Annotated in this window: 10 protein-coding genes and 1 CRISPR repeat array (1 of these 11 running past the window's edge); of the genes, 5 read left to right on the top strand and 5 right to left on the bottom strand. The window is 65.5% G+C overall.

Features of this window, described 5'->3' with window-relative positions:
* Nucleotides 1-55: a CRISPR direct-repeat array (repeat unit 36 nt; unit sequence GCTTCAATGAGGCCGCAGCCGATTGGCTGCGGAAAT); it reaches 8,241 nt to the left of the window's first position.
* 213 nt (nucleotides 56-268) lie between these two features.
* Together cas1 and cas2 are read right to left on the bottom strand one after the other, a co-directional pair.
* Nucleotides 269-2,071: a CRISPR-associated endonuclease Cas1 gene (cas1, locus tag EPN33_06670; GenBank protein TAN22618.1), complete on the bottom strand. Its 1,803-nt coding sequence runs from the start codon at nucleotides 2,069-2,071 to the stop codon at nucleotides 269-271.
* 8 nt (nucleotides 2,072-2,079) lie between these two features.
* Nucleotides 2,080-2,370 (bottom strand): CRISPR-associated endonuclease Cas2, encoded by a 291-nt coding sequence (gene cas2 / locus EPN33_06665; protein TAN22617.1) that lies wholly within the window; start codon nucleotides 2,368-2,370, stop codon nucleotides 2,080-2,082.
* On the opposite strand from cas2, the gene cas3u reads away from it, so the two are divergent.
* Genes cas3u through cas5u6u form a run of 4 tightly spaced genes read left to right on the top strand, consistent with a single transcriptional unit; the run spans nucleotide 2,369 to nucleotide 8,875 of the window.
* A complete protein-coding gene (gene cas3u / locus EPN33_06660; GenBank protein ID TAN22616.1) occupies nucleotides 2,369-5,293 on the top strand; it encodes a type I-U CRISPR-associated helicase/endonuclease Cas3 in 2,925 nt (974 codons plus the stop codon). The genes cas2 and cas3u overlap by 2 nt on opposite strands.
* Complete coding sequence (locus EPN33_06655; GenBank protein ID TAN22615.1) at nucleotides 5,283-6,062, top strand: hypothetical protein; 780 nt, start codon at nucleotides 5,283-5,285, stop codon at nucleotides 6,060-6,062. Before cas3u ends, EPN33_06655 begins: the two co-directional genes overlap by 11 nt.
* Nucleotides 6,059-7,321: a type I-U CRISPR-associated protein Cas7 gene (cas7u, locus tag EPN33_06650; protein ID TAN22614.1), complete on the top strand. Its 1,263-nt coding sequence runs from the start codon at nucleotides 6,059-6,061 to the stop codon at nucleotides 7,319-7,321. The genes EPN33_06655 and cas7u overlap by 4 nt, the downstream gene beginning before the upstream one ends.
* A 6-nt stretch (nucleotides 7,322-7,327) precedes the next feature.
* Complete coding sequence (cas5u6u, locus tag EPN33_06645) at nucleotides 7,328-8,875, top strand: type I-U CRISPR-associated protein Cas5/Cas6 (GenBank protein ID TAN22613.1); 1,548 nt, start codon at nucleotides 7,328-7,330, stop codon at nucleotides 8,873-8,875.
* A 485-nt stretch (nucleotides 8,876-9,360) separates the two neighbouring features.
* Here cas5u6u and EPN33_06640 read toward each other — a convergent pair whose 3' ends face one another.
* Nucleotides 9,361-12,150: a multifunctional oxoglutarate decarboxylase/oxoglutarate dehydrogenase thiamine pyrophosphate-binding subunit/dihydrolipoyllysine-residue succinyltransferase subunit gene (locus EPN33_06640; GenBank protein ID TAN22612.1), complete on the bottom strand. Its 2,790-nt coding sequence runs from the start codon at nucleotides 12,148-12,150 to the stop codon at nucleotides 9,361-9,363.
* A 5-nt stretch (nucleotides 12,151-12,155) separates the two neighbouring features.
* Here EPN33_06640 and EPN33_06635 point away from each other — a divergent pair, with 5 nt between their 5' ends.
* Nucleotides 12,156-13,637 carry an aminotransferase class V-fold PLP-dependent enzyme gene (locus EPN33_06635; GenBank protein ID TAN22611.1) on the top strand — a complete coding sequence of 494 codons (1,482 nt, stop codon included), beginning with the start codon at nucleotides 12,156-12,158 and terminating at the stop codon, nucleotides 13,635-13,637.
* Between the two features lie 104 nt (nucleotides 13,638-13,741).
* Here EPN33_06635 and EPN33_06630 read toward each other — a convergent pair whose 3' ends face one another.
* Entirely contained in the window at nucleotides 13,742-14,365 is a 624-nt protein-coding gene (locus EPN33_06630) for a hypothetical protein (GenBank protein ID TAN22610.1), read from the bottom strand.
* 120 nt (nucleotides 14,366-14,485) lie between these two features.
* Nucleotides 14,486-19,462: a choice-of-anchor D domain-containing protein gene (locus EPN33_06625; GenBank protein TAN22609.1), complete on the bottom strand. Its 4,977-nt coding sequence runs from the start codon at nucleotides 19,460-19,462 to the stop codon at nucleotides 14,486-14,488.
* Between the last annotated feature and the right edge of the window lie 327 nt (nucleotides 19,463-19,789).

Below are 19,789 nucleotides of genomic sequence, written 5' to 3'. Positions count from 1 at the left end.
GAAACCGGACACCAGCAGGGCTTCAATGAGGCCGCAGCCGATTGGCTGCGGAAATGGACCGCGTAAAACTGGCGTGTTTTCAAGCGTTCCGCGGGCGGTTTGCGAGCGGCCCTTGGGGGCGACAACGTTTTCAGCATAGGTCTGTTGCTGTGGTTGCGCAAGTGGATGGAGGGCAAGGGTTTATTGGGTGCGAGCGGGTGCCGGGATTTCCGCATCACGGGACCGCTCGCGGCGGTGGCGGCACTCGGCCCGGGCATCGGCGCTGCGCTCATCGGGTCACGAAGGGCGGGTAGGTCATCAGCTCGCCGTCGAGGTAGCGGATGAGCAGGCGCGCCTGAATCTCCAGCAGGCGACGGTAGCTGACGCGGTAGTCCAGGTCGGGGTGGGTCACCAGGCTGCCCATGCGCAGCTCGTAGGCGTGGAGAAAACCCTTTCGGCCCTTCTCGGTCAGCGCCACGGCCGGTCCGGACTGGACGAAATCGTCGGCCGTGACCATTCTCGTGTTGACCGCGCTTAGGACTGCGGAGTCGGCGATCAGCGGGCGGAAGGGCTCCATCAGATCCAGCGCCAGGGCGGGGCGGCTGAAACGCGGCTGATGGTAATAGCCCCAGTAGGGGTCAAAGCCCAGCGCCTGGCAGACCACAGTCAGGTCTTTGGTGAGCATGCTGTAGGCGAGCGAGAGCAGAGCATTCACGGGATCGCGCGGCGGGCGGCGGTTGCGTCCGCGGAAGTCGAAGCGCAGCCCGGCGCCGGCGGAGGCCCCGGCATCGAAATCATCTTCGGGCTTCAGCATCCCCGGAAAATGCTGGAAGTAGGTTGCCGCGGCTGCGCCCTCAATGCCCAGCAGACTCGCCTGCGACGGCGCCAGCAGGGCCTCGTCGGCCAGCCGTTTCATTTGCAGCAGCGCCTCGGGCGGAGGTGCGATATGGTTGCGCTGCAGCAGGGTGCGCTGATTGCGGATTTTGCCGGCCACCAGGGCGCGCGCCAGTTCCAGCGCCAGGGCGGAGTTGTCGGCGGTGTGAAATTGCCGCCGGCGCAGCAGCACGTTGCGGCTGCTCAGGCCGGTGGTGATGCCGTAAAACCATGCGCTGTGCGAGAAATAGCAGACCGGCACATTCGTCCTGCAGAACTCCTGAATCGCCTGGGTGGAGACCTGTACGTTGCCGAAGACGTTGACCTGCGAAATCTCGCCCAGGCGCGCCTCCTGCACCAGGGCGTCTTTCTCTCGCACCTGAATTACCTGGCCCGATTTGCCCACGCGCATGCCCTGCGAGTTGAGGTAGAGCGGGCGCAGATCGTCGCGCGCGCTGACGAGTTGGCGCACCGGCCGGCCTGGCTCCGCCGGTTCGGCAAACAGAGCCAACTGGCGCCCGGCTCCGGCGTGGGAGAGCTCGAGCGCGTGCAGGGCGCTGGTTTCATCGGGCAGGCAGATGCCGACGAGCGAACAGCGCGGGCACTTGGGGCTGTCCTCGAGCGGCGGCGGAAGCGGACCGGCCGCCGCCGTGCGCGCTTGCTCTAATAGGGAGGCAATTTCGGCTTCCAGCGCCGCATCGACCGGCACCGTCACCCGCTGCTTGGTGGCGGCGTAGTAGAGGACGCCCTCGCGGCAGGCGTAGCCGTTGTCGCGCAGCAGCAGCACCTGGGCGGCAATCTGGGCGCGGTCGGCGGGCCAGGCGGCGGGCATGCCGTCCGCATCGGCGGGACGGCCGCGTTTGTAGTCGACAGGGGTTACCTCGACGCCTGCCCCGCCGTCGGCCGATTCCACCAAGTCGAGGCGCGCGAACAGCTTCAAGCGGTCGCTGGAAAGTTCAATTGATCGCGCTTTGATTCCGGCTTCTGCCAGTTGAGGCGCGGGCGCGAAGGCGCCCGGCTCGCCATCGACGCGGCGGTGGCGCGCCGAGCCGTCGGCGGTGTCGGCGCTGCCGCGGAATACGCCCTCGACCCACTCGTAGTAGAACAGCCGCGGGCAGTAGACGAATTCATTCAACATGCGCGCGGGCAACAGCTCGGGGAGCGGCTTTTTCCCCGGACTGGTTTCGACATTCTCCGGCTGTAGGGATGGTGTAGCCATATCGCGCCTCAGACCACAATGCAGGGGGCATCGATCTGCGTATAGGGTTTACCAAGCGCGGTGATGACGCGCTCGCCGCGCCCCTCGCTCGGACCGAGATTGACGAACAGGACCTGGTCCTCGCGGTGATGGATGATGCCGCGCAGCTCCTCGCGGCAGCGGACCAGGTCCTCGGGCGTCATCTGGCACTCGAAAATCGAAAATTGCAGATGATCCCCATACCCGCGCATCGCCTGAAACACCTTGCGCAGCCGCTTGTCATCGGCAATGTCGTAACAGACCAGGTAAGAAGATCGCATGGGGGCGCCCTCAGTGCCTTTTGGCCAAATAATACACCCGTTTGGGGAATTGACAGTAGCTCATTCCATGCTACTCTCCACAAGTCAGCAGTATCTCAGCATGCCGGCGAGCAACCCAGCCCCTGACTCATTCGGGCACCAGTACGAAGCGCTCCGCGATTTCACGCCCATGCGTTGGATGGAGCGCATGTTCGGAGAAATCGCGGCCGGCGATTATCCCCGGCTGGTTGACCTGCCCTGCGGCGCTGGTAAAACGGATCTTGTGTTCCTCTGGCTAATCGCCCTCGCCCGCTACGGCATGCAGCGCCCGGGGGCCAAAGCAGTCCCGCGCCGTCTGGTGTGGGTTGTCAATAGGCGCGTCCTTGTTCAGCAGGTCTATCGGATTGCGCAAGCCCTGCGCGAAAGGCTTGCCGACAGTTCAACCCTCGCCCCGGTTCGCAGCGGTCTCACCACTCTGGGCGCCGACGCGCAGCCCTTCGAGATCGTGGAGCTCCGTGGGCAAACCCTGCAGGACCGGGATTGGGTAATTCGCCCGGCCGCTCCCCAGCTCATCGTCGGGACGGTCGATCAGATCGGCAGTCGTCTCCTTTTTCAAGGCTATGGCCTCGGTAAGTGGGGGCGCGCGCAGCATGCCGGCATTCTCGGTACCGACACCTGGGTTGCCGTCGACGAAGCCCACCTCGTCCCTGCCTTCGTCCTTACCTTGCGCCAGATTCACGCCAAGCAAACGTCCTCGCTCGAAAGTCTCCCACTTCCGCTGGCTGCGGCGTTCGCCCGGCTTCCGTTCTGGCTTACCGAGCTTTCGGGAACCCCGGGCCTGCCACCACCCACCCCAACGCCGTTCCGGCTAACCGAGCACGAACGCGAGGATCCAGCGCTGAGGCCTCGCCTTGCCGCCGAAGCGACACGCCGCGCCGTCATCGAGGTGCCCGCCGTCGAAAAGAAGCAGCTGCCGGGAAAGCTCGCGGAAAAAGCTCTCCAGCTCGCCCATGCAGGCCAAGTGCGCCGAATCGCCATTTTCGTCCGCGAAGCCACCGCCGCTGCGAGCGTCGCTAGGGGGCTGAAATCCAAAAACGTCTGCCTCATCACCGGTCGTCTGCGCGGCTACGAGCGCGAGCGACTCGCGGACAATGTCATCTTCCGGCGCTTCGTTGGCGAGCGCACGTCCGCTGAAGGGAGGGAACCCTGTTTCCTCGTCGGCACCGCCGCCGCCGAAGTCGGCCTTGACGCTGACGCCGACGCCATCGTCTGCGACTTTGCCGACCTGCCGACGCTCCTGCAGCGCCTCGGTCGCCTTGATCGTCGTGGCCAACTGAGCACCAGCGGCATTGTCCCGCAAATGCATATTATGGGCGTACCGCCCGAACCCGACTCGGCGGTCGCCGAGAAACTCCAATGCCTGGCAAAGGATCTGCGCGCCGCTAACCAGCCGGTCTCGGGAGCCCTCCTCGCCGGTGCCGCGTGGGCAGAGGCCGACGAAAAGCAGCTTAAGGCTTGGCCGCTGGGCGCCACTCGTAAGATACTTGCTGAGGCCGCAGCCCCCAACGACTGGTCCTCCTGCGAACTTGCCGCCGCCGCCGCCCCGCCCGTTCAGGCGCCTCCCCTAACCGACGCCGTCCTCGGCGCCTTCACCGCAACCACCGAGGATCGCGGCCCTTATCTCTCGCCCCATCCGTTCCTTTACGGGTTTACGGAAGATGAAAGCTCGGCACCCCTAATCGATGTCGCCTTTCGCCTCGAGGTGGAAGCTCTGCGCTGGATAGATCTCGACGATGACGCCGAGAGCGCAGGCGACGTCCGCGCCGCTCTGGAAGCAATCTTTACGCGGTTCCCTCCGCTACGCGCAGAGCTGCACCACGTCAGCATCGGCGCCGTTCGCGATTGGCTCAAGGGCAGTCCAGGCTCCTCGTTACCGCTGCTCTACCGCGACCGCGACCGCTGGCGCTGCAAGCTCGCAGATGGGTCCTGCGACCCGATCCTGCGGGCGCTCCGCCCCGGCTCGACGCTCATCCTTCCCGCAGCCGCCAACACGCTGGACGGTTGCGCCGGCCTGCTGAAGGACGCTGGCGGCGAAGCGGGCATGGTTTCCATCTCCGACGTCCTCGATGGGCTTCAAAAAGCCGCGTGTTACCGGCGCACAATCGCACCCGCCACAGGCCGCGTCGCTCAGGATGGCGCAATTGCCTGGGACTCTGAATCCGAAGCGAGCCCGCCCGATCAACCGGATCCCAGCTGGAAGCAAACCTTCCGCCAGATTCTTCGCGTTGGCGCCGTCGACTATACGTTTCGGTATTTCCGTCCTGACCGCGCGGCCAGCCAGCAACTCCAATATCTGGACGACGTCGGCTGTGTCCACGGCCACCTCACTCGCGCTGCCGCTGAAGCCCACCGCCTGGCGGAAGCGGCCGCACCCGGCGATGCTTTTCTCGACTCACTTCTTACTACCGCCGCCCGCCTGCACGATGAAGGCAAGCGCTTCCCAAAGTGGCAAGATGCCTTCGGCCGGCAGTCCGCCGAGCCGGAACTCGCCAAGCTGAACCCGCGTCTCTCTCGTCCGCGGCCCCTCAACGGCTTCCGCCACGAATGGGAATCCCTTCGCCACGCACTCGACCACGTCTCGCCCCCGCCCGGCCTGCCCGTCGATCACGCCGCGCTCTGGCGCGATCTCGTACTTCACTTCGTCGCCTGCCACCACGGCCACGTCCGGCCATCAATCGCCGACGAGGGGCTAACGCCTGGGATCGAGCCCGCCAAGCAAAACGCCACCCGCGTCGACGCCGCTCTGCGCTTCTGCAACCTCCAGCGCCAGCTCGGCTCTTGGCGCCTCGCCTATCTCGAGGCCCTCATCCGTTCCGCCGACGTCGAGGCCAGCCAAGTCCAGACCGAAGACGAGCAAGCTGAAGGAGATGCCGATGAATCCTGAGCCCCTCCTCCTCGCTCTCGACGAGCGCAACCTCGCCCACTTCCTCGCGGCGATCGCGCTCGCGGGAATCGCTGAGCGTGAGTCGGCCCTTCAGCAGCCCTCCGGCACCTGTCGCTGGGCAGAGAACGGGAAGTTCGAAATCGATGCTGGCCTCACCAAAAACCGGCTCTTCACCGCGGCTCACGACTATGTCGGCAATTTGAACTGGTCGCCAAGCCCCTCCGGCCCCGCCGCCGGCGTCATCGCCTGCGGCGACGAGCTCGGTGCCAACCCATATATCTCGCTGCAGGACAGCAGGGGCAGAATGAGTGCCCTCAAGGTCTTCAGTGGCAACGTCCGCGCCGCCAAGTTCTTGAGCGAACAGAAGCTCAGGCCTCCTTCGGAAACGAGCGACTGGTTGCGGCAGGTTGCTTATGGGGCCGGTCGCTGGGGTTTCGACTCCGAACTGGAATCCCATGCCAGCGACTTGGGTTTCTCCAGCGACGCTGAAGGTACGAGCAACCGCGACCCTGTTTTCCCGGCGATTGAACGGCTCAGCTTGGCTGGCGCGAGTTTCTTCGCTCCCGTCCATATCTGGCAAACGTCGGTGCATGGCGTCGAAGTATTTGCCTGGTGCAACCCCATCCCGCTGGCAATGGCAGGACTTGTGAGCACCGGCCGCGTCCGGGGCATGGCCGGTAGCAAGCTTGCCTTCGCCCGCCGACCCGCCGGCCACGGCGATGCCGGCAACTATAAATTTTTCCCCGAAGCATCCCCTGCAGGAGCATGAAAATGTCCGAACCCCCTAAAGTCACAGAGCAGCAAATCACGGAAGCGAACCAGCACCTTGATGCTCTCCTCGGCGTCGAAGCGCGCAAGCCCGGCAAAGCGGCCTCGCATCCCGCCGTCATCCGCGTCATCGAGCAGCTTGAGCCGGCCGGCGGCTTCGACTTCCCAGTCTTCCCCGCCTCCTATGCCGGCGAAGGCAAAAACGACCCTCCGCCCGTTTACGACCTCAATGGTATCGAGTGGGGCGATCTGGAACAGGAATGGGCCGACGACAACCACCGCAAGCACCTCCGCTACAAGGTCTTACGTGCGCGCCAATGCACGATCGACTCGCCTCAGTCCCAGGCGAACCGCACCGAACTTGCCTTCCTCGTCGACGAGGAGCTGCGCAAGCTTGTGCCGCAAGGCACGGCCAGAATCCCTGGCAAGCCAGAGCCGACCAGCGTTTTGCAGCTACCGCATCGCATTGGCGACTTCCGCGTCCGGCTCTCCAGGCAGAGCGAGACGGTCAAGGCGGCGATCAGCGATTTTGCTCATGGCGATGGCCTCGCACTGCTGAAGCTGATGCCCACGAGCCTTATCTTTGGCTTCTGGGATAGCCGCGGCGACGGGTACAAGCACGCTCGCATCCTCCTCAGCCGCATCGACGCCTTCAATGTCACCCCGTTTGAAAAGCACTCCGTCTATAACGCCCCATACTCGAAGGATGAGTTTGCCAGCGAAGTACTCGAAAAACAGTCCACAACGAAGGCCGAGGAGGACGCGATCGCAACCTGCGGATTCTCCAACGCGCTTAGCAAGAAAGGCTCTCTAGGTGGCATCCTTTGCGAAAAGATCGAGCGCCTGTCGCTGATCTCTCTCACTGACATCGCCTCGATCTTCTGCGGTGAAGCTCAGAAAACCAACGCAGCCCGCCGTTATCTTCTTGCGCTCGCCGTCCTTGCTGAGGCCTATCCGCGCTCGCGAGGCAGCCATCGCCTCCGCTCCGGCTGCGAGCTTCTTCAAAAAGCAGCCACGAAGCATGAGCTTCTCGGCGCCGGCAGGGGTTCCGCTGAGGCCCAGGGGCTGCTTGGCCTTTGCGACAACCGCGAGCTCCTGATCGCCGTGGCGGTTAGAGCAGGCGACGAGCTCGGTATTCCGCCAAACCTGCCAGAATTCGAGTGCTTTGCGCCGGACCTTAAGGCGGAATTCGAAAAGGCCGCCAAAGTCAAACCGCCTCAAGAAAAAATCGAAGCGGCGAAGGCGGGCAAAGGGAAGTAGCGCCCGATGCCCTGCCTCGTCATCTCCTGCTGCTTCATCGCGCACAGCTATTCGGGCGTCCGCCAGGACAGGACCATGCGCGACGAGCTCGATTGGCCGCCCGCGCCCGCTCGCCTGCACCAGGCCCTCATGTCCTCGGTTCTCGCCAATTTACCCGCATCGCTGCGATCCGAATACGCCGGCGGGACGCTTGCTGCCCTTCGCTGGCTCGAAAAGCTCTCGCCGCCCACCATACTCGCGAACAGGCTAGGTGACGACCGCGAGCGCCAGCGTCCGCAGGTCGCCATGCCCCACAACAGTCCCGCTAAAAAAGAGTTCGCCCGCTACCACATCGACCTCGCTCCTTACTTGCGCGCTGCGGCATCTGATCCCGGCGCCCTCCGGGTTGACTATTTCTGGGAGCTTAGCGGGCACGGCCTCGCCGAAGCAAGAGACAACCTCGATTCTCTGAACGAAGCGGCTGCCAAGCTGGGGTATCTCGGCCGCGCTGAGGACCGCGTCCTATGCCGCGCCCTGATCACTAGAAGCGGGGGCCGGCCATCTGTCGACCTGCAAGCGTGGCGGCCGTCGGAGCCGCCAGCCGGCATCAGCCTGCTGGCCGCAATGCAGTACTCAACCGATAAGCTGCTTGAGCGCTTCGACCAGCAGCGGAACCGAATCGCACGCAGCGCAAAACCGCCCGCTCGCCGCGACCTTCGCCTTCAGGGCTACAGCTGCGACATCGCCTCGCCTCGCCTCCCCGTGCACATCTCACTTTTTCAGATTGTTCCCGATACGTGTGACCCCGACGAGCGTCCGGTTTCCTGCGACCCCTTCAGCGCCCACCGCTGGCGCTCGCCCCTGCGGTCCCTCGCCTGCAGCTTCGCCCGCGAGGTATGGCGCTGGGCGGACCCAGCCCTTGCGCTCGAACTCATTTCCGGCCACGCGCCGGATAACAGGCCCACGCGGAAACCCCACCTGGCCTTTGTTCCGCTCCCGTCCTTGAGCCCCTCGGGCAATGCCGACGGCCGCGTGCGCCGCTTTGCGCTGTTTGGCCACGCCAACGCGTCTGATACTGCCCTCGCCCGTTCCATCTACAGCACCCTCGCATCGGCAATCGCCGGCACAGAAATCGAACCCGGTTTTCGGGTCCGCCGCCTCGAACACGATGGCGATGACGGAGTTTACCGGCTGTACGTCAGCGCGGGCCGCGTCTGGCTGTCGGCGACCCCCGTCGCGCTCGCCCGCAGCTACAAGGTCCCAAGCAAGTCGCCCGACGGTAGCGCGCTGACGCGCAACGAACGCGACCTCCGGCGTCTTGCCGAAATCTCGGCCCTGCTTCGCCAAAGCCTGAGCGACGCCGGGCTGCCCAACGACCTCGTCGCCAGCGCGTCAATCACGCCCACTCTTACTCCGTTGCTTCCGTCCACGGCCCGCGCCGAAATCTACCGCGCCCCGGGCGACGCCGTCACGATCACGCACGTTAGGCTGGAATTCACCGAGCCGGTCCGCGGCCCACTCCTCATCGGTGACCGGCGCTACCAAGGCCTTGGCCTGCTCCTACCGGAGCGCTGAAGCGGGCCAGCGAGCAATCAACCGGCTCTCGGCCGGCGACACGCTACCAATGGGTCCCCTGCGTTTTCGCAGCACTTCGCATCCGGGTCGGTCAGGGCGCGAATTTCAAGGTGAGCTTCCGCCCTGCCGTCGCCCTCTAATTCGCATAGCCGGGTCGGTTTGGGGTCGCGTTGCGTAGTAACATGTGGTTACAACTCCCCCCGCCAGAAGCGGGGTTGGGGCGGTCTATAGGACCGCCTCTTTTTCTTTGCGCTGCGCGTCGCTCCGCGCAGACGCGCGGGCAGGGAAGTGGCCTGTCGCTTCGCTAGATCTCGTCCCAGGCGGTGTCGTGGTCGGCCGAGGTCGCGCGGAGCGGGCCTTTGATGATTCCAACCGGGCTCTTCGGCGCCGGCAGCGGCGCGTTTTTCGGGTGGGTGAGGCGCCAGGCCACGTAGATGCTCGCCGCGGCGATGGCCCAGATGATCCGCATCGACGCCTGCTTCCGCTTACCCCAGCGCCTCGGCGACCAGGGCGGCTTGCTCCTGGTTGTGGCGGCGGAGGGAGCCGGCGGCGGGGCTGGGGCTTTCGTGGCGGCTCACATGTTTCAGCTCGAGGGCTGAGGGCAGCAGGGGGCGGAGGCGGGGGGCGACGAAGGTCCAGGCGCCCATGTTTTCGGGCTCTTCCTGGGCCCAGTAGCATTCGCGCATCTGGGGATAGCGCGAGAGCTCGCGGGTGATTGCCTCGGCGGGGAACGGGTACAGCTGCTCTACACGGATGATGGCGGGCTCGGTTGCCTTCTTCGCTTTGCGCGCCTTGGTCAGGTCGTAGCAAATCTTGCCTGAGCAGAGGAGAACGCGCTTGGTCTCCGCCGGCGCCGTGGCGTCGCCGATTACGGGCTGGAACGCGCCGCTGGTGAAGGACGCGAAGGGCGAGGGGACTTCGGCGTGGCGCAGCAGGCTCTTGGGCGTCATCAGGATCAGTGGGCGGCGCGGGCGGCGGAGGCCCTGATCGCGCAGCAAGTGAAAATACTGCGCCGCGGTGGTGCAGTTCGCCACACGCCAGTTGCCCTCGGCAGAGAGCTGCAAAAAGCGCTCCAGGCGGGCGCTTGAATGCTCCGGCCCCTGGCCCTCGTAGCCGTGCGGCAGCAGCAGCGTCAGGCCACTCGCGCGCTGCCACTTGGTCTCCGATGCCGCCAGAAACTGATCGATAATCACCTGCGCTCCGTTGGCGAAATCGCCAAACTGCGCCTCCCAGAGCACCATCGCCGTGGCGTGCGACATGGCGTAGCCGAACTCGAAGCCCATCGCTGCTTCTTCCGATAGCAGGCTGTCGTAGATCTCGACGGATCGCTGCGCGGGGTCGATATTTGCCAGCGGGATATACGGCGCCGCGGTCTCGTAGTCGTAGAGCAGCGCATGGCGCTGGCTGAACGTCCCGCGCCCCGTGTCCTGGCCGCTCATGCGCACCGGCACGCCCTCGACTGCCAGCGTGCCCAGCGCCAGCGCCTCCGCCAGCGACCAGTCGATGTTGCCGCGCTCGCGGATGGCCTGCAGGCGCTTGCCCAGAAAGCCCTTCAGCTTCGGATGCAGATGAAATCCCTCCGGCAGCGCGGTCAGGCCTTCGCCTACCTTCGCCAGCTCCGCCTCCGCCACCGCCGTCGCCGGCACGTACGGCTCCGGTTCGGCTTCGATTGCCGCCGCCGCTGCTGCCGGCTGCGAGGCCGCCTGGCTCAGCGCCTCGTGCGTCGCCTTGCGCTCCGCCTCCGCCTCTTCCGCGCTCAGCACCCCCGCCTTCACCAGCGCTGCCGCGTACAGCACCCGCACCGAGGGATGCTGATCAATATTCCGGTACATCACCGGCGAGGTCAGGCTGGGGTCATCGCCCTCGTTGTGGCCATGGCGCCGGTAGCAGACGATATCGATCACCACGTCCTTGCGGAACTCCCGCCGGTAGGCATACGCCAGCTCGGTCGCCCGCACCACCGCTTCCGGATCGTCGCCGTTCATGTGAAAAATCGGCGCTTGAATCGTGCGCGCAATGTCGGTGCAGTATAGCGACGAGCGCGCCCCCTCGGGCGAGGTCGTAAACCCGATCTGATTATTAATGACGATATGGAAGGTGCCACCTGTCCGGTAGCCGCCCAACTGCGACAGGTTCAGGGTCTCCGCCACCACGCCTTCGCCCGCAAACGCCGCATCGCCGTGAATCAGGAGCGGGATCACGTGGCGCCCGCGCTCGTCGCCGAAACTGCCGCGCAAATCCTGCCGCGCCCGGGTGCTGCCCTCGGCCACCGGATCCACTTCCTCGAGATGGCTGGGATTGTTGATCATCTCCACCGGCAGGCGCTTGCCCTCCGGCCCCACATGCACGCCGCGCGCGCCCACGTGGTACTTCACGTCGCCCGAGCCTTCGACGCTCTCCGGGTCCTGATCTTCGAACTTCGAGAACATCTCGCTCATGCTCAGGCCGAGGACATTCACCAGCACGTTCAGCCGTCCGCGGTGCGCCATGCCCAGCACCACTTCCTGCGCCCCGTCCCGCGTCGCCAGGTTCAGGAAGCGATCCAGCGCCGGAATCAGCGATTCGGCGCCTTCCACCGAGAAGCGCTTGTGGCCCACAAAGCGGGCCTGCAGCAGATGCTCGAACTCCTCCGCCTCGGTCAGCTTGGCCAGAATGCGCCGCTTCTGCGCCGTGCTCAGGCCGCGTTCGTCCTGGAACGGTTCCATATGGTCCTGCAGCCACTGCCGCTCCTCGGGGCGCTGCAGGTGCATGAACTCCAGGGTGAGGGTGCCGCAGTAGGTCGTGCGCAGCACATGCAGAATGTCCGCCAGGCTGCAGGTCGGCCCCGCTTCCGGCGAGCGCCCCGCCAAGGGACACAGAAACGGCTGCTGCATTTCCGTCGCGCCCAGGCCGTAGTGCTCGGGCTCCAACTCCTCATGCGGCACAATCTTTCTCATGCCCAGCGGATCGACGTTGGCCAGCAAATGCCCGCGCACCCGGAAGGCATGAACCAGTTGAAACACCGCGGCCTGCTTGCGGATGGTGTCCAGATCGGGGGCCGCGGAGACGAGCGCCGGCGCCGCCGCCGCGGTGCCGTTGGCATGAAAGCCGTTGTGGCGGGGAAATTTCTGAAAGACTACGCGCCAGGCTTCCGGCACGGCGTGCGTATTGGCCTGATACAACCGCCACAATTCGCGGCCGTAGCCTTCATTGGCGCCCAGCGATTGCAGGTAAGAATCGATTTCGGTAAAGAGTTCCGGCATGGTGGTGCAGTGCTCTTCTAAAATTATAGCCATCTGCTATGGACCTGAATGTGACTTCCGCTAACGCCGATCTAGCGCTCGATGCCGACCTGCGGCTGGAGCTCTGGCAAAAGCTTTCCACCGAAATCGAGCGCTATCTGCGCCTGCTGCCCGGCGACCCCGTCTCCCAGCCGCTCGACGCGGCCGGCACGGCCGCGCTGCGCGCCCAGATTGGCACGATCGACCTCGACCACCCGATCGCGCCTGCCGAGGCGCTGCAGTTCGCCGTCACCGGCCTCTGGGAGCATCAGGTCCACACGCCCCATCCGCGCTACTTCGGCCTGTTCAATCCCGCGCCCACCACCATGGGCGTCGCCGCCGATGCTCTCGTCGCCGCCTTCAATCCCCAGATCGCCGCCTGGAGCCACTCCCCCTTTGCCGCCGAAATCGAAGCCTACGTCCTGCGTGCCGTCGCCGCCAAATTCGGCTACCCGGCCGCCTCCAGCGATGGGGTCTTCACCAGCGGCGGGGCCGAAGCCAACCACACCGCCCTCCTCTGCGCCCTCAGCCACGCCTTCCCCGAGTTTTCCCGCGGCGGCGCCCGTGCGCTGCCGCGCCCGCCCGCCATCTACGTCTCCAACCACAGTCATCACTCCATCGTCAAAGCCGCCCGGCTCTGCGGCCTCGGCACCGGCGCTGTGCATGTGCTCGACGTCGACGACGCCATGCACCTCCAGCCCGCAACCGTTGCCGCCGCCATCGCCCGCGACCGCGCCGCCGGCTTCCAGCCCCTGCTGCTGGTCGCAACCCTGGGCACCACCGGAACCGGCGCCGTCGATGCCATCGGCCCGCTCGCCGATCTCGCCGCCCGCGAAAAAATCTGGCTGCATGCCGATGCCGCCTGGGGTGGTCTTGCTGCTCTCGTTCCCGAGCTTCGCCCCGTCATCGCCGGCGTCGAGCGCGCCGATTCCATCACCTTCGACGCCCACAAATCGCTTTCTGTCCCCATGGGCGCCGGCATGTTTCTCACCCGCCATGCCGACATCCTCGAACGCGCCTTCCGCGTCGATGAAAACTACATGCCGCGCGACGCCTCCGGCCTCGCGACCGCCGGCATCGACCCCTTCGCGCACTCGATGCAGTGGTCGCGCCGCTTCATCGGCCTCAAGCTCTTTCTCTCGCTCGCCGTCGCCGGCTGGGAAGGTTACGCCGCCGTCCTGCGTCATCAGCTCGCCATGGCCGCCCTGCTCCGCCAGGCCGCACCTGGCGCCGGCTTCCGCATCGTCAACGACACCCCTCTGCCGCTGGTCTGCCTCGCCCCCGACCGCCCCGATGGCGACACGCCCGCGGTCATCGACCCCATCGTCCGCGCCGCCGTTGCCAGCGGCCAGGTCTGGGTCTCCGCCGCGGCGTTGCCGGCGCGCGACGGCAAACCCCGCGCCGCCATCCGCTGCTGCATCACGAACTACCGCACGCAGGCGGGCGACATCGCGGCGCTTCTGGAATGCCTCACTCAGTTTTCAGTTATCAGTGATCAGTGAACGCTACTCAGTTATCAGTTATCAGTTATCAGTGAACGCTCGTCAGGCGTGCTATCGGCGGGGGCGGCCGCAGAACTGAAAACTGAGGACTAAGAACTGTTAACTCAGAAGGTGAGGATCAACCCCACCGACGGCTGCGACACGTGCGTCCACTTATTCAACGCCAGTGCCGGGTTGCGGAAATCCGGAGTCTTGAACCACAGCATCTGAAACTCCGCCCGCGCTCCCAGGTGCCCGACGTGGAAGTCAAATCCCGCCCCGGCGTTGAACGCACCCCGCGTCTGCCGCCGCAGCAGCAGCGTGGAAGGACCGGACCGCGGCGAGAACATCACCGCGCCTCCGCCGCCCAGAATGAAGAACTGGAATGTCCCCAAGATCCTGGGCGTCGTTATTACTTCGTTTCCGATCAGCTCTTGAAAATTCGACGTGATCGCAAAATTCGTCGCCGGCGTCCCTACCGCCGTTGCCGGCGTAAAGTAGCGCTGACCGTCGCGCGTGTAGCCGTACTCCGCTTCCAGCGCTTCCCACGACGTCAGGTGAAAGCGGTAGCCCACCAGCAGCCCGGCTGAGTCGGTTGCCAGATGCCTCGTCGGCGTGCCATTGCTATTGGAGGTGAACAAGCCGGACACTTGCAGCGAAATCTCTGATCGCTGCAATCCCTGCGCGCCTGCCGCCACGCTCAATGCCAACACCGCGATGGCGAAAACAATAATTCCACTCTTGTGCATGGACCCTGCCTCCGTAGCGGGTCCGATGCGCCGTTTTACGCCCGCGTTGGGCCTTAGTGGCAGGCCAGAGTGGTAGGTTCGCCATCTGGTCTGTCGGTCTATCGGTCGGCGGGGTGTGGTTTAGCGGACGGTGAAGGGGAGCTGGGCGGTGCGGCTGCCGCCGGCGGCGGTGGCGGTGACGGTTAGGACGTAGTTGCCGGCAGGTGTGCTGCCGGCACTGGGGTTGAGCGCGGCGGGAGGCGTGCCGCAGGCGGCCAGCAGGAGGGCGGCGCCAAAAACCAGGGCGGCCCAGTGGCTGCGGCGGCGGCGCAGCGCGAAAGCGAGGCCCGCGAGTAGAGCGAGGGCGGCCAGCATCCAGAGCGGCCAGGGGCTCGCCACTATTTGCCCTGGTCGCTCCCGTTGGTCGCTTGGAGTGCGGGCTTCGATTGCCGGCAGGGTCCGCCCGCTGACGCTCAGGGCTCCTCCAAGCTGCAGCCAAGCGTTGGGTGAGCCTGGGGCGCCGGGCAGCGCCCAGCCGGCCGCGCCGGCGGCGGTATTGGCGACCACGGAAATCGTCTCCGGGCTGGCGCCGCTGAGCGTCAGACTCGTGGGGGCGAGCGAGCAGCTTACCTGGGTGGCCGGCTTTACGGCGCAGGCGAGCCCAACGCCCCCGGTGAGGCCGCCGGAGGGCGTGATGCTCAGGGCGAACAGCGCCGGCTGGCCGGGCGTGACGATGGGCGGTGGGTTGGCGCCGGGCGCCAGCAGCAGATTCTCTCCCGAGCCGCTGAGCGCCACGGTGGCCGTGGCCGGACTGGCGTTGGTAGTCACCGTGAGCGCGCCGCTACTGCTGCCCACGACGGCCGGCGTGTAGGTCACCTGCGCGGTGCAGTGCGCACCGGCGGCGAGGGTGGCGGCGCAGCCGCTGGTTTCGGCGAAGCCGCCGCTGGCCGCAAGGGAGGCAATGGTTAGCGTCGAGGTTCCGGTGTTGGTCAGCGTCACGGTCTGGGCGGCGCTGGTTGAGCCGGTGAGCTCGCCACCGAAGGCGAGCGTGGAGGGGGAGATTGTAAGTCCGGGTGCGGTGACCAGGAACGTCCGCGTGACCGGCGTGGCCGCCTGGTAGTCGTTGTTGCCGGCCTGCGTGGCCTCGGTGGCGACCGTGCCGCCGCCGGTGAGGGTGAGCGTATCGCCAGAAAGCGTTGCCGGACCGGAGACCAGTACGAAGGTTACTGGCAGCCCCGAGCTGGCGGTGGCGGCCAGGGTGAGCGGCGCGGCGCCGTAGGCCTGCGTGGAGATGGTGCTGAAGGTGATGGTCTGGGCCGCGGGTGTGACGGTCAGCGTGCTGCCGGCGAAAGTAAAGCTGTAGTTGGCCGCAGCCAGTGTTCCGGCAGCGGCGGCGATGGGGTAGGTTCCGGCGCCGCTCTTGCTGGTTGCCGTGGTGGTGAGCGTGGGCGCGCCGGTGAGCGCGCTGGCCGCGGTGTCGCCGTTGACGAAGCCGCTGTAACTGGGCGAGAAGGCGGGAACGGCGCTGCCATAGGCGATGGAGACCGGCGCTGCCGTTACGGTTAGGGTTGCCTTGTTGACGGTGAGCGTGCCGCTCGCGTAAGTGATGGTGTAGTTGGCGTCAACTGCGCCGGAGCAGGTGGTTTTGCGGGTGGTGGTGGAGGCGGAGCAGGTGATGGCGCCGAGGGCGCTCGATGTATCGCCGTTCACGAGGCCGGAGATGGTCGAAGTGACGGAGGGTACGCTGCCGCCGTAGGTCATGGTCGCGTTGGACGCGGTGATGGTCAGGGGAGCGGGGGTGATGGTGAGCGTGCCGCTCGCGTAGGTGATGGTGTAGTTGGCGTCAACTGCGCCGGAGCAGGTGGTTTTGAGGGTGGTGGTGGAGGCGGTGCAGGTGATGGCGCCGAGGGCGCTCGACGTATCGCCATTCACGAGGCCGGAGATGGTCGCAGTGACGGAGGGCGCGCTGCCGCCGTAGGTCATGGTAGCGTTCGCGGCGGTGATGGTCAGGGGAGCGGGGTTGACGGTGAGCGTGCCGCTCGCGTAGGTGATGGTGTAGTTGGCGTCAACTGCGCCGGAGCAGGTGGTTTTGAGGGTGGTGGTGGAAGCGGAGCAGGTGATGGCGCCGAGGGCGCTCGACGTATCGCCATTCACGAGGCCGGCGATGGTGGAGGTGACGGAGGGTAATGTCCCGCCGTAGGTCATGGTGGCGTTCGCGGCGGTGATGGTCAGCGGAGCGGGGTTGACGGTGACGTTGACGGAGCCGGTTACGGTTGTGTAATCGGTCGTGTCGGTGGGGGTGAAGATCACGCTCTCGGAGGCGGTGCCGGAACCGGGCGCGGCCGTTGGCGTCACGAGGGCGAACGTGCCGGGTACGATGCTGCCGTTGTTGCTCACCGAGCCGCCGGTCAGATGGGATGCGCTCAGCGTTTGCCCATAGGTGATGGCGCTAGCCGCCGGCCAAGCCGTCACGGAGGGCGTCGCCATCGCCACCGTAAACGACTGCGAAACCGTGGGCGCTGCGGTGTAGTCCGTGTTGCCCGCCTGGTTGGCGTCCATGGTGCATGTGCCGAGGGCGACCACGCTCAGCGCGCCGCCGGTGGTGACGGTACAGACGCTGGCCGTGGCCGAGGTGAAGCTCACCGCCAGTCCGGAGCTGGCCGTCGCAGCCAGGGTGGGCGAGGCGCCGTAGGTCTGCGTGCCGGGGTTGGCGAAGGTGATGGTCTGGCTGGCCTGGGTGGCTGCGCCGCTCAGGCTAATCGTCTGCGTGGCGTTGGCGGGTGGCGTCACGCCCAGGTTGTTGCGCGTGTTGTCGGTGAGCGTCACGCTGCCCGGGATGCTGCTGCCTACGATCGCCGGAGCAAAATCAATCGCGACCGTGCAGCTCGCGCCGGTCTGCAATGTGTAGGCGGTTCCCGTGCCGGAGTTTGTCTGCTGGCAGGACGACCGGCTGTCCCAGGTAAAGTTCGCGCTTACGCTGGGGTTAAAGGCGCCGGCGGTGGTGGGCAACGGGAAGTTCAGCGTGGCATTGCCGATGTTGCTCAGCGTCACTGTTTTCGGGCTGTCGCTGCTGTTGCCGGAATACACGACGGTGCTCGCGAAGCTGAGTGACGGCGGTGTCGCCACGTCTTCCAGGAGCACCTTGCTGAGACCCCTATCGCCGATATAGACGTTGCCGCTGCCGTCCACTGCCACGCCAATGGGCTGGTTCAGGCTGCCGGCTACCGTGGTCTGGGTGTAGCTGCTGCCGGAGAGCGTCTCCTTCAGCACGCGGTTGTTGTTGTAATCGGCGATATAGACGTTGTTGCCGCTGCCGTCCACCGCCAGGCCCTCGGGAGCGTTCAGACCATTCGTACTCGCGTCGGCCACCACACTCTGTGTGTAGCTGCCGCCAGAGGGCGTCTCTTTCAGCACGACGTTGTTGGTGTCATCGGCGACATAGACGTCGCCGCTGCCGTCCACCGCTATGCCGGCGAGAATGCCCAGGCCGCTGACGACGGTGCTCGATGTGTAGCTGCCGCCGGAGGGCGTCCCTTTCAGCACGCGGTTGCGGAGGGAATCGGAGATATAGACATTGCCGCTGCCGTCCACCGCTACGGCAAAGGGCTGTTGCAGACCATTTGTACTCAGGTCGGCCACCGTGCTCTGTGTATAACTGCCGCCGGAGAGCGTCTCCTTCAGCACGCGGTTGTTGAAGGTATCGGCGATATAGACATTGCCGCTGCCGTCCACGGCTACACCCTGGGGAGAGTTCAGGCCGCTGGCGACCGTGGTCTGGGTGTAGAGGCCGCCGGAGAGCGTCTCTTTCAGCACGCGGTTGTTAGCGGCATCGGCGATATAGACATTGCCGCTGCCGCCCACCGCCAGGTTGTAGGGTTGACTCAGGCCGTTTGTGGCATTGTCGAACACTGTGCTCTGTACGGCCGGCGCAAACGTCACCTGCGGTCCTGTTCCCGCGCCATAAACGTAGGCCGTGGCGATGACCGCGCCGGAGCTGTTGGTCAGCTCCACCGCGCCGTCGCGCGCGCCCGCGTACTGTGGATTGAAGTTCACGGCTACCGTGCAGGTGTTGCCGGAGATGTAGCTGTGGCTGGTGCCGTTGGTGTCGCAGCTTCCCGTGCCGGCGTCGGCAAAGTCCAGCCCGGTCGCGCCCTGGGTCAGCACCACCGGCGTGCCGATGGTTGCGGCCGTAGAGTTTGTGAAGGTAAAGGCGAACGTGACTGCGGCATTGGCGCCGATGGCCGCCGAACCGAAATCCACCGCGGCGAACTGCAGCTTCAGCACGCGGTGGTTGCCGTCATCGGCGATATAGACGTTGCCGCTGTTGTCCACTGCCATGCCTGCGGGAGTGTTCAGACCATTCATGCTCGCGTCGGCCAACGTACTCTGGGTGTAGCTGCCGCCGGAGAGCGTCTCTTTCAGCACGACGTTCAAGGTGTATTCGGTGATATAGACGTTGCCGCTGCCGTCCACCGCTACCCCATCGAGAGGGCCCACGCCGCTGACGACGGTGCTTTGCGTGTAGGCGCCACCGGAGAGCGTCTCCTTCAGCACGCGGCTGTTGCCGTTATCGGCGATATAGACGTTGCCGCTGCCGTCCACCGCCACGGCAGTGGGAGAATTCAGACCATTGGTACTCGCGTTGGCCACCGTACTCTGCGTGTAGCTGCCGCCGGAGAGCGTCTCCTTCAGCACGCGGTTATTGCCGGGGTCGACGATATAGACGTTGCCACTGCTGTCCACCGCCACGCTAATGGGATTGAACAAACCGCTGGCGATGATGCTTTGCGTGTAGGTACCGCCGGAGAGCGTCTCCTTCAGCACGCGGTTGTTGTTGTTATCGGCGATATAGACGTTGCCGCTGCCGTCCGCCGCGACGCCAGTGGGAGAATTTAGACCATTGGTACTCGCGTCGGCCACCGTACTCTGCGTGTAGCTGCCGCCGGAGAGCGTCTCCTTCAGCACGCGGTTATTGCCGGAGTCGGCGATATAGACGTTGCCGCTGCCGTCGACCGCCACGTCAAAGGGGGAGTTCAGGCCGCTGCCGATGGTGCTCTGCGCGCTGGTGAACTGGGCTGTCTGCGCTCGCGCCGCGGTCGCGATCACGGGAAAGAGCATTCCAACAAGCGCCACCCGTCTGAGTCGCGGCAATCTCCGCCGGACACAATTCACACTGTCATGTGGACACACAGAGCAAAGTATATATAAGCGCGCGGCTTTTGCAATCTGCTAACTAGCGGATACGGCGCGGTAAGAAGTGGCTTGCCACTTTTTGCCCGGGTCGCTCCCGTTGGTCGCCTGGGGTCCGGGCTTCGGTTCCCGGCAGCGTCCACCCGCTGGCGCTCAGGGCTCCTCCAAGCTGCCGCCAGGTGCCAACGTGCGGCCCCCGCGTATGGCTGGTGTGGATATCCGAACTGTGCAAGAATTAATAGGTTATCGGACCGT

The organism is Acidobacteriota bacterium (assembly GCA_004299485.1).
GTDB lineage: Bacteria > Acidobacteriota > Terriglobia > Terriglobales > SCQP01 > SCQP01.
This window is presented reverse-complemented; position numbering and strand designations above follow the sequence as displayed.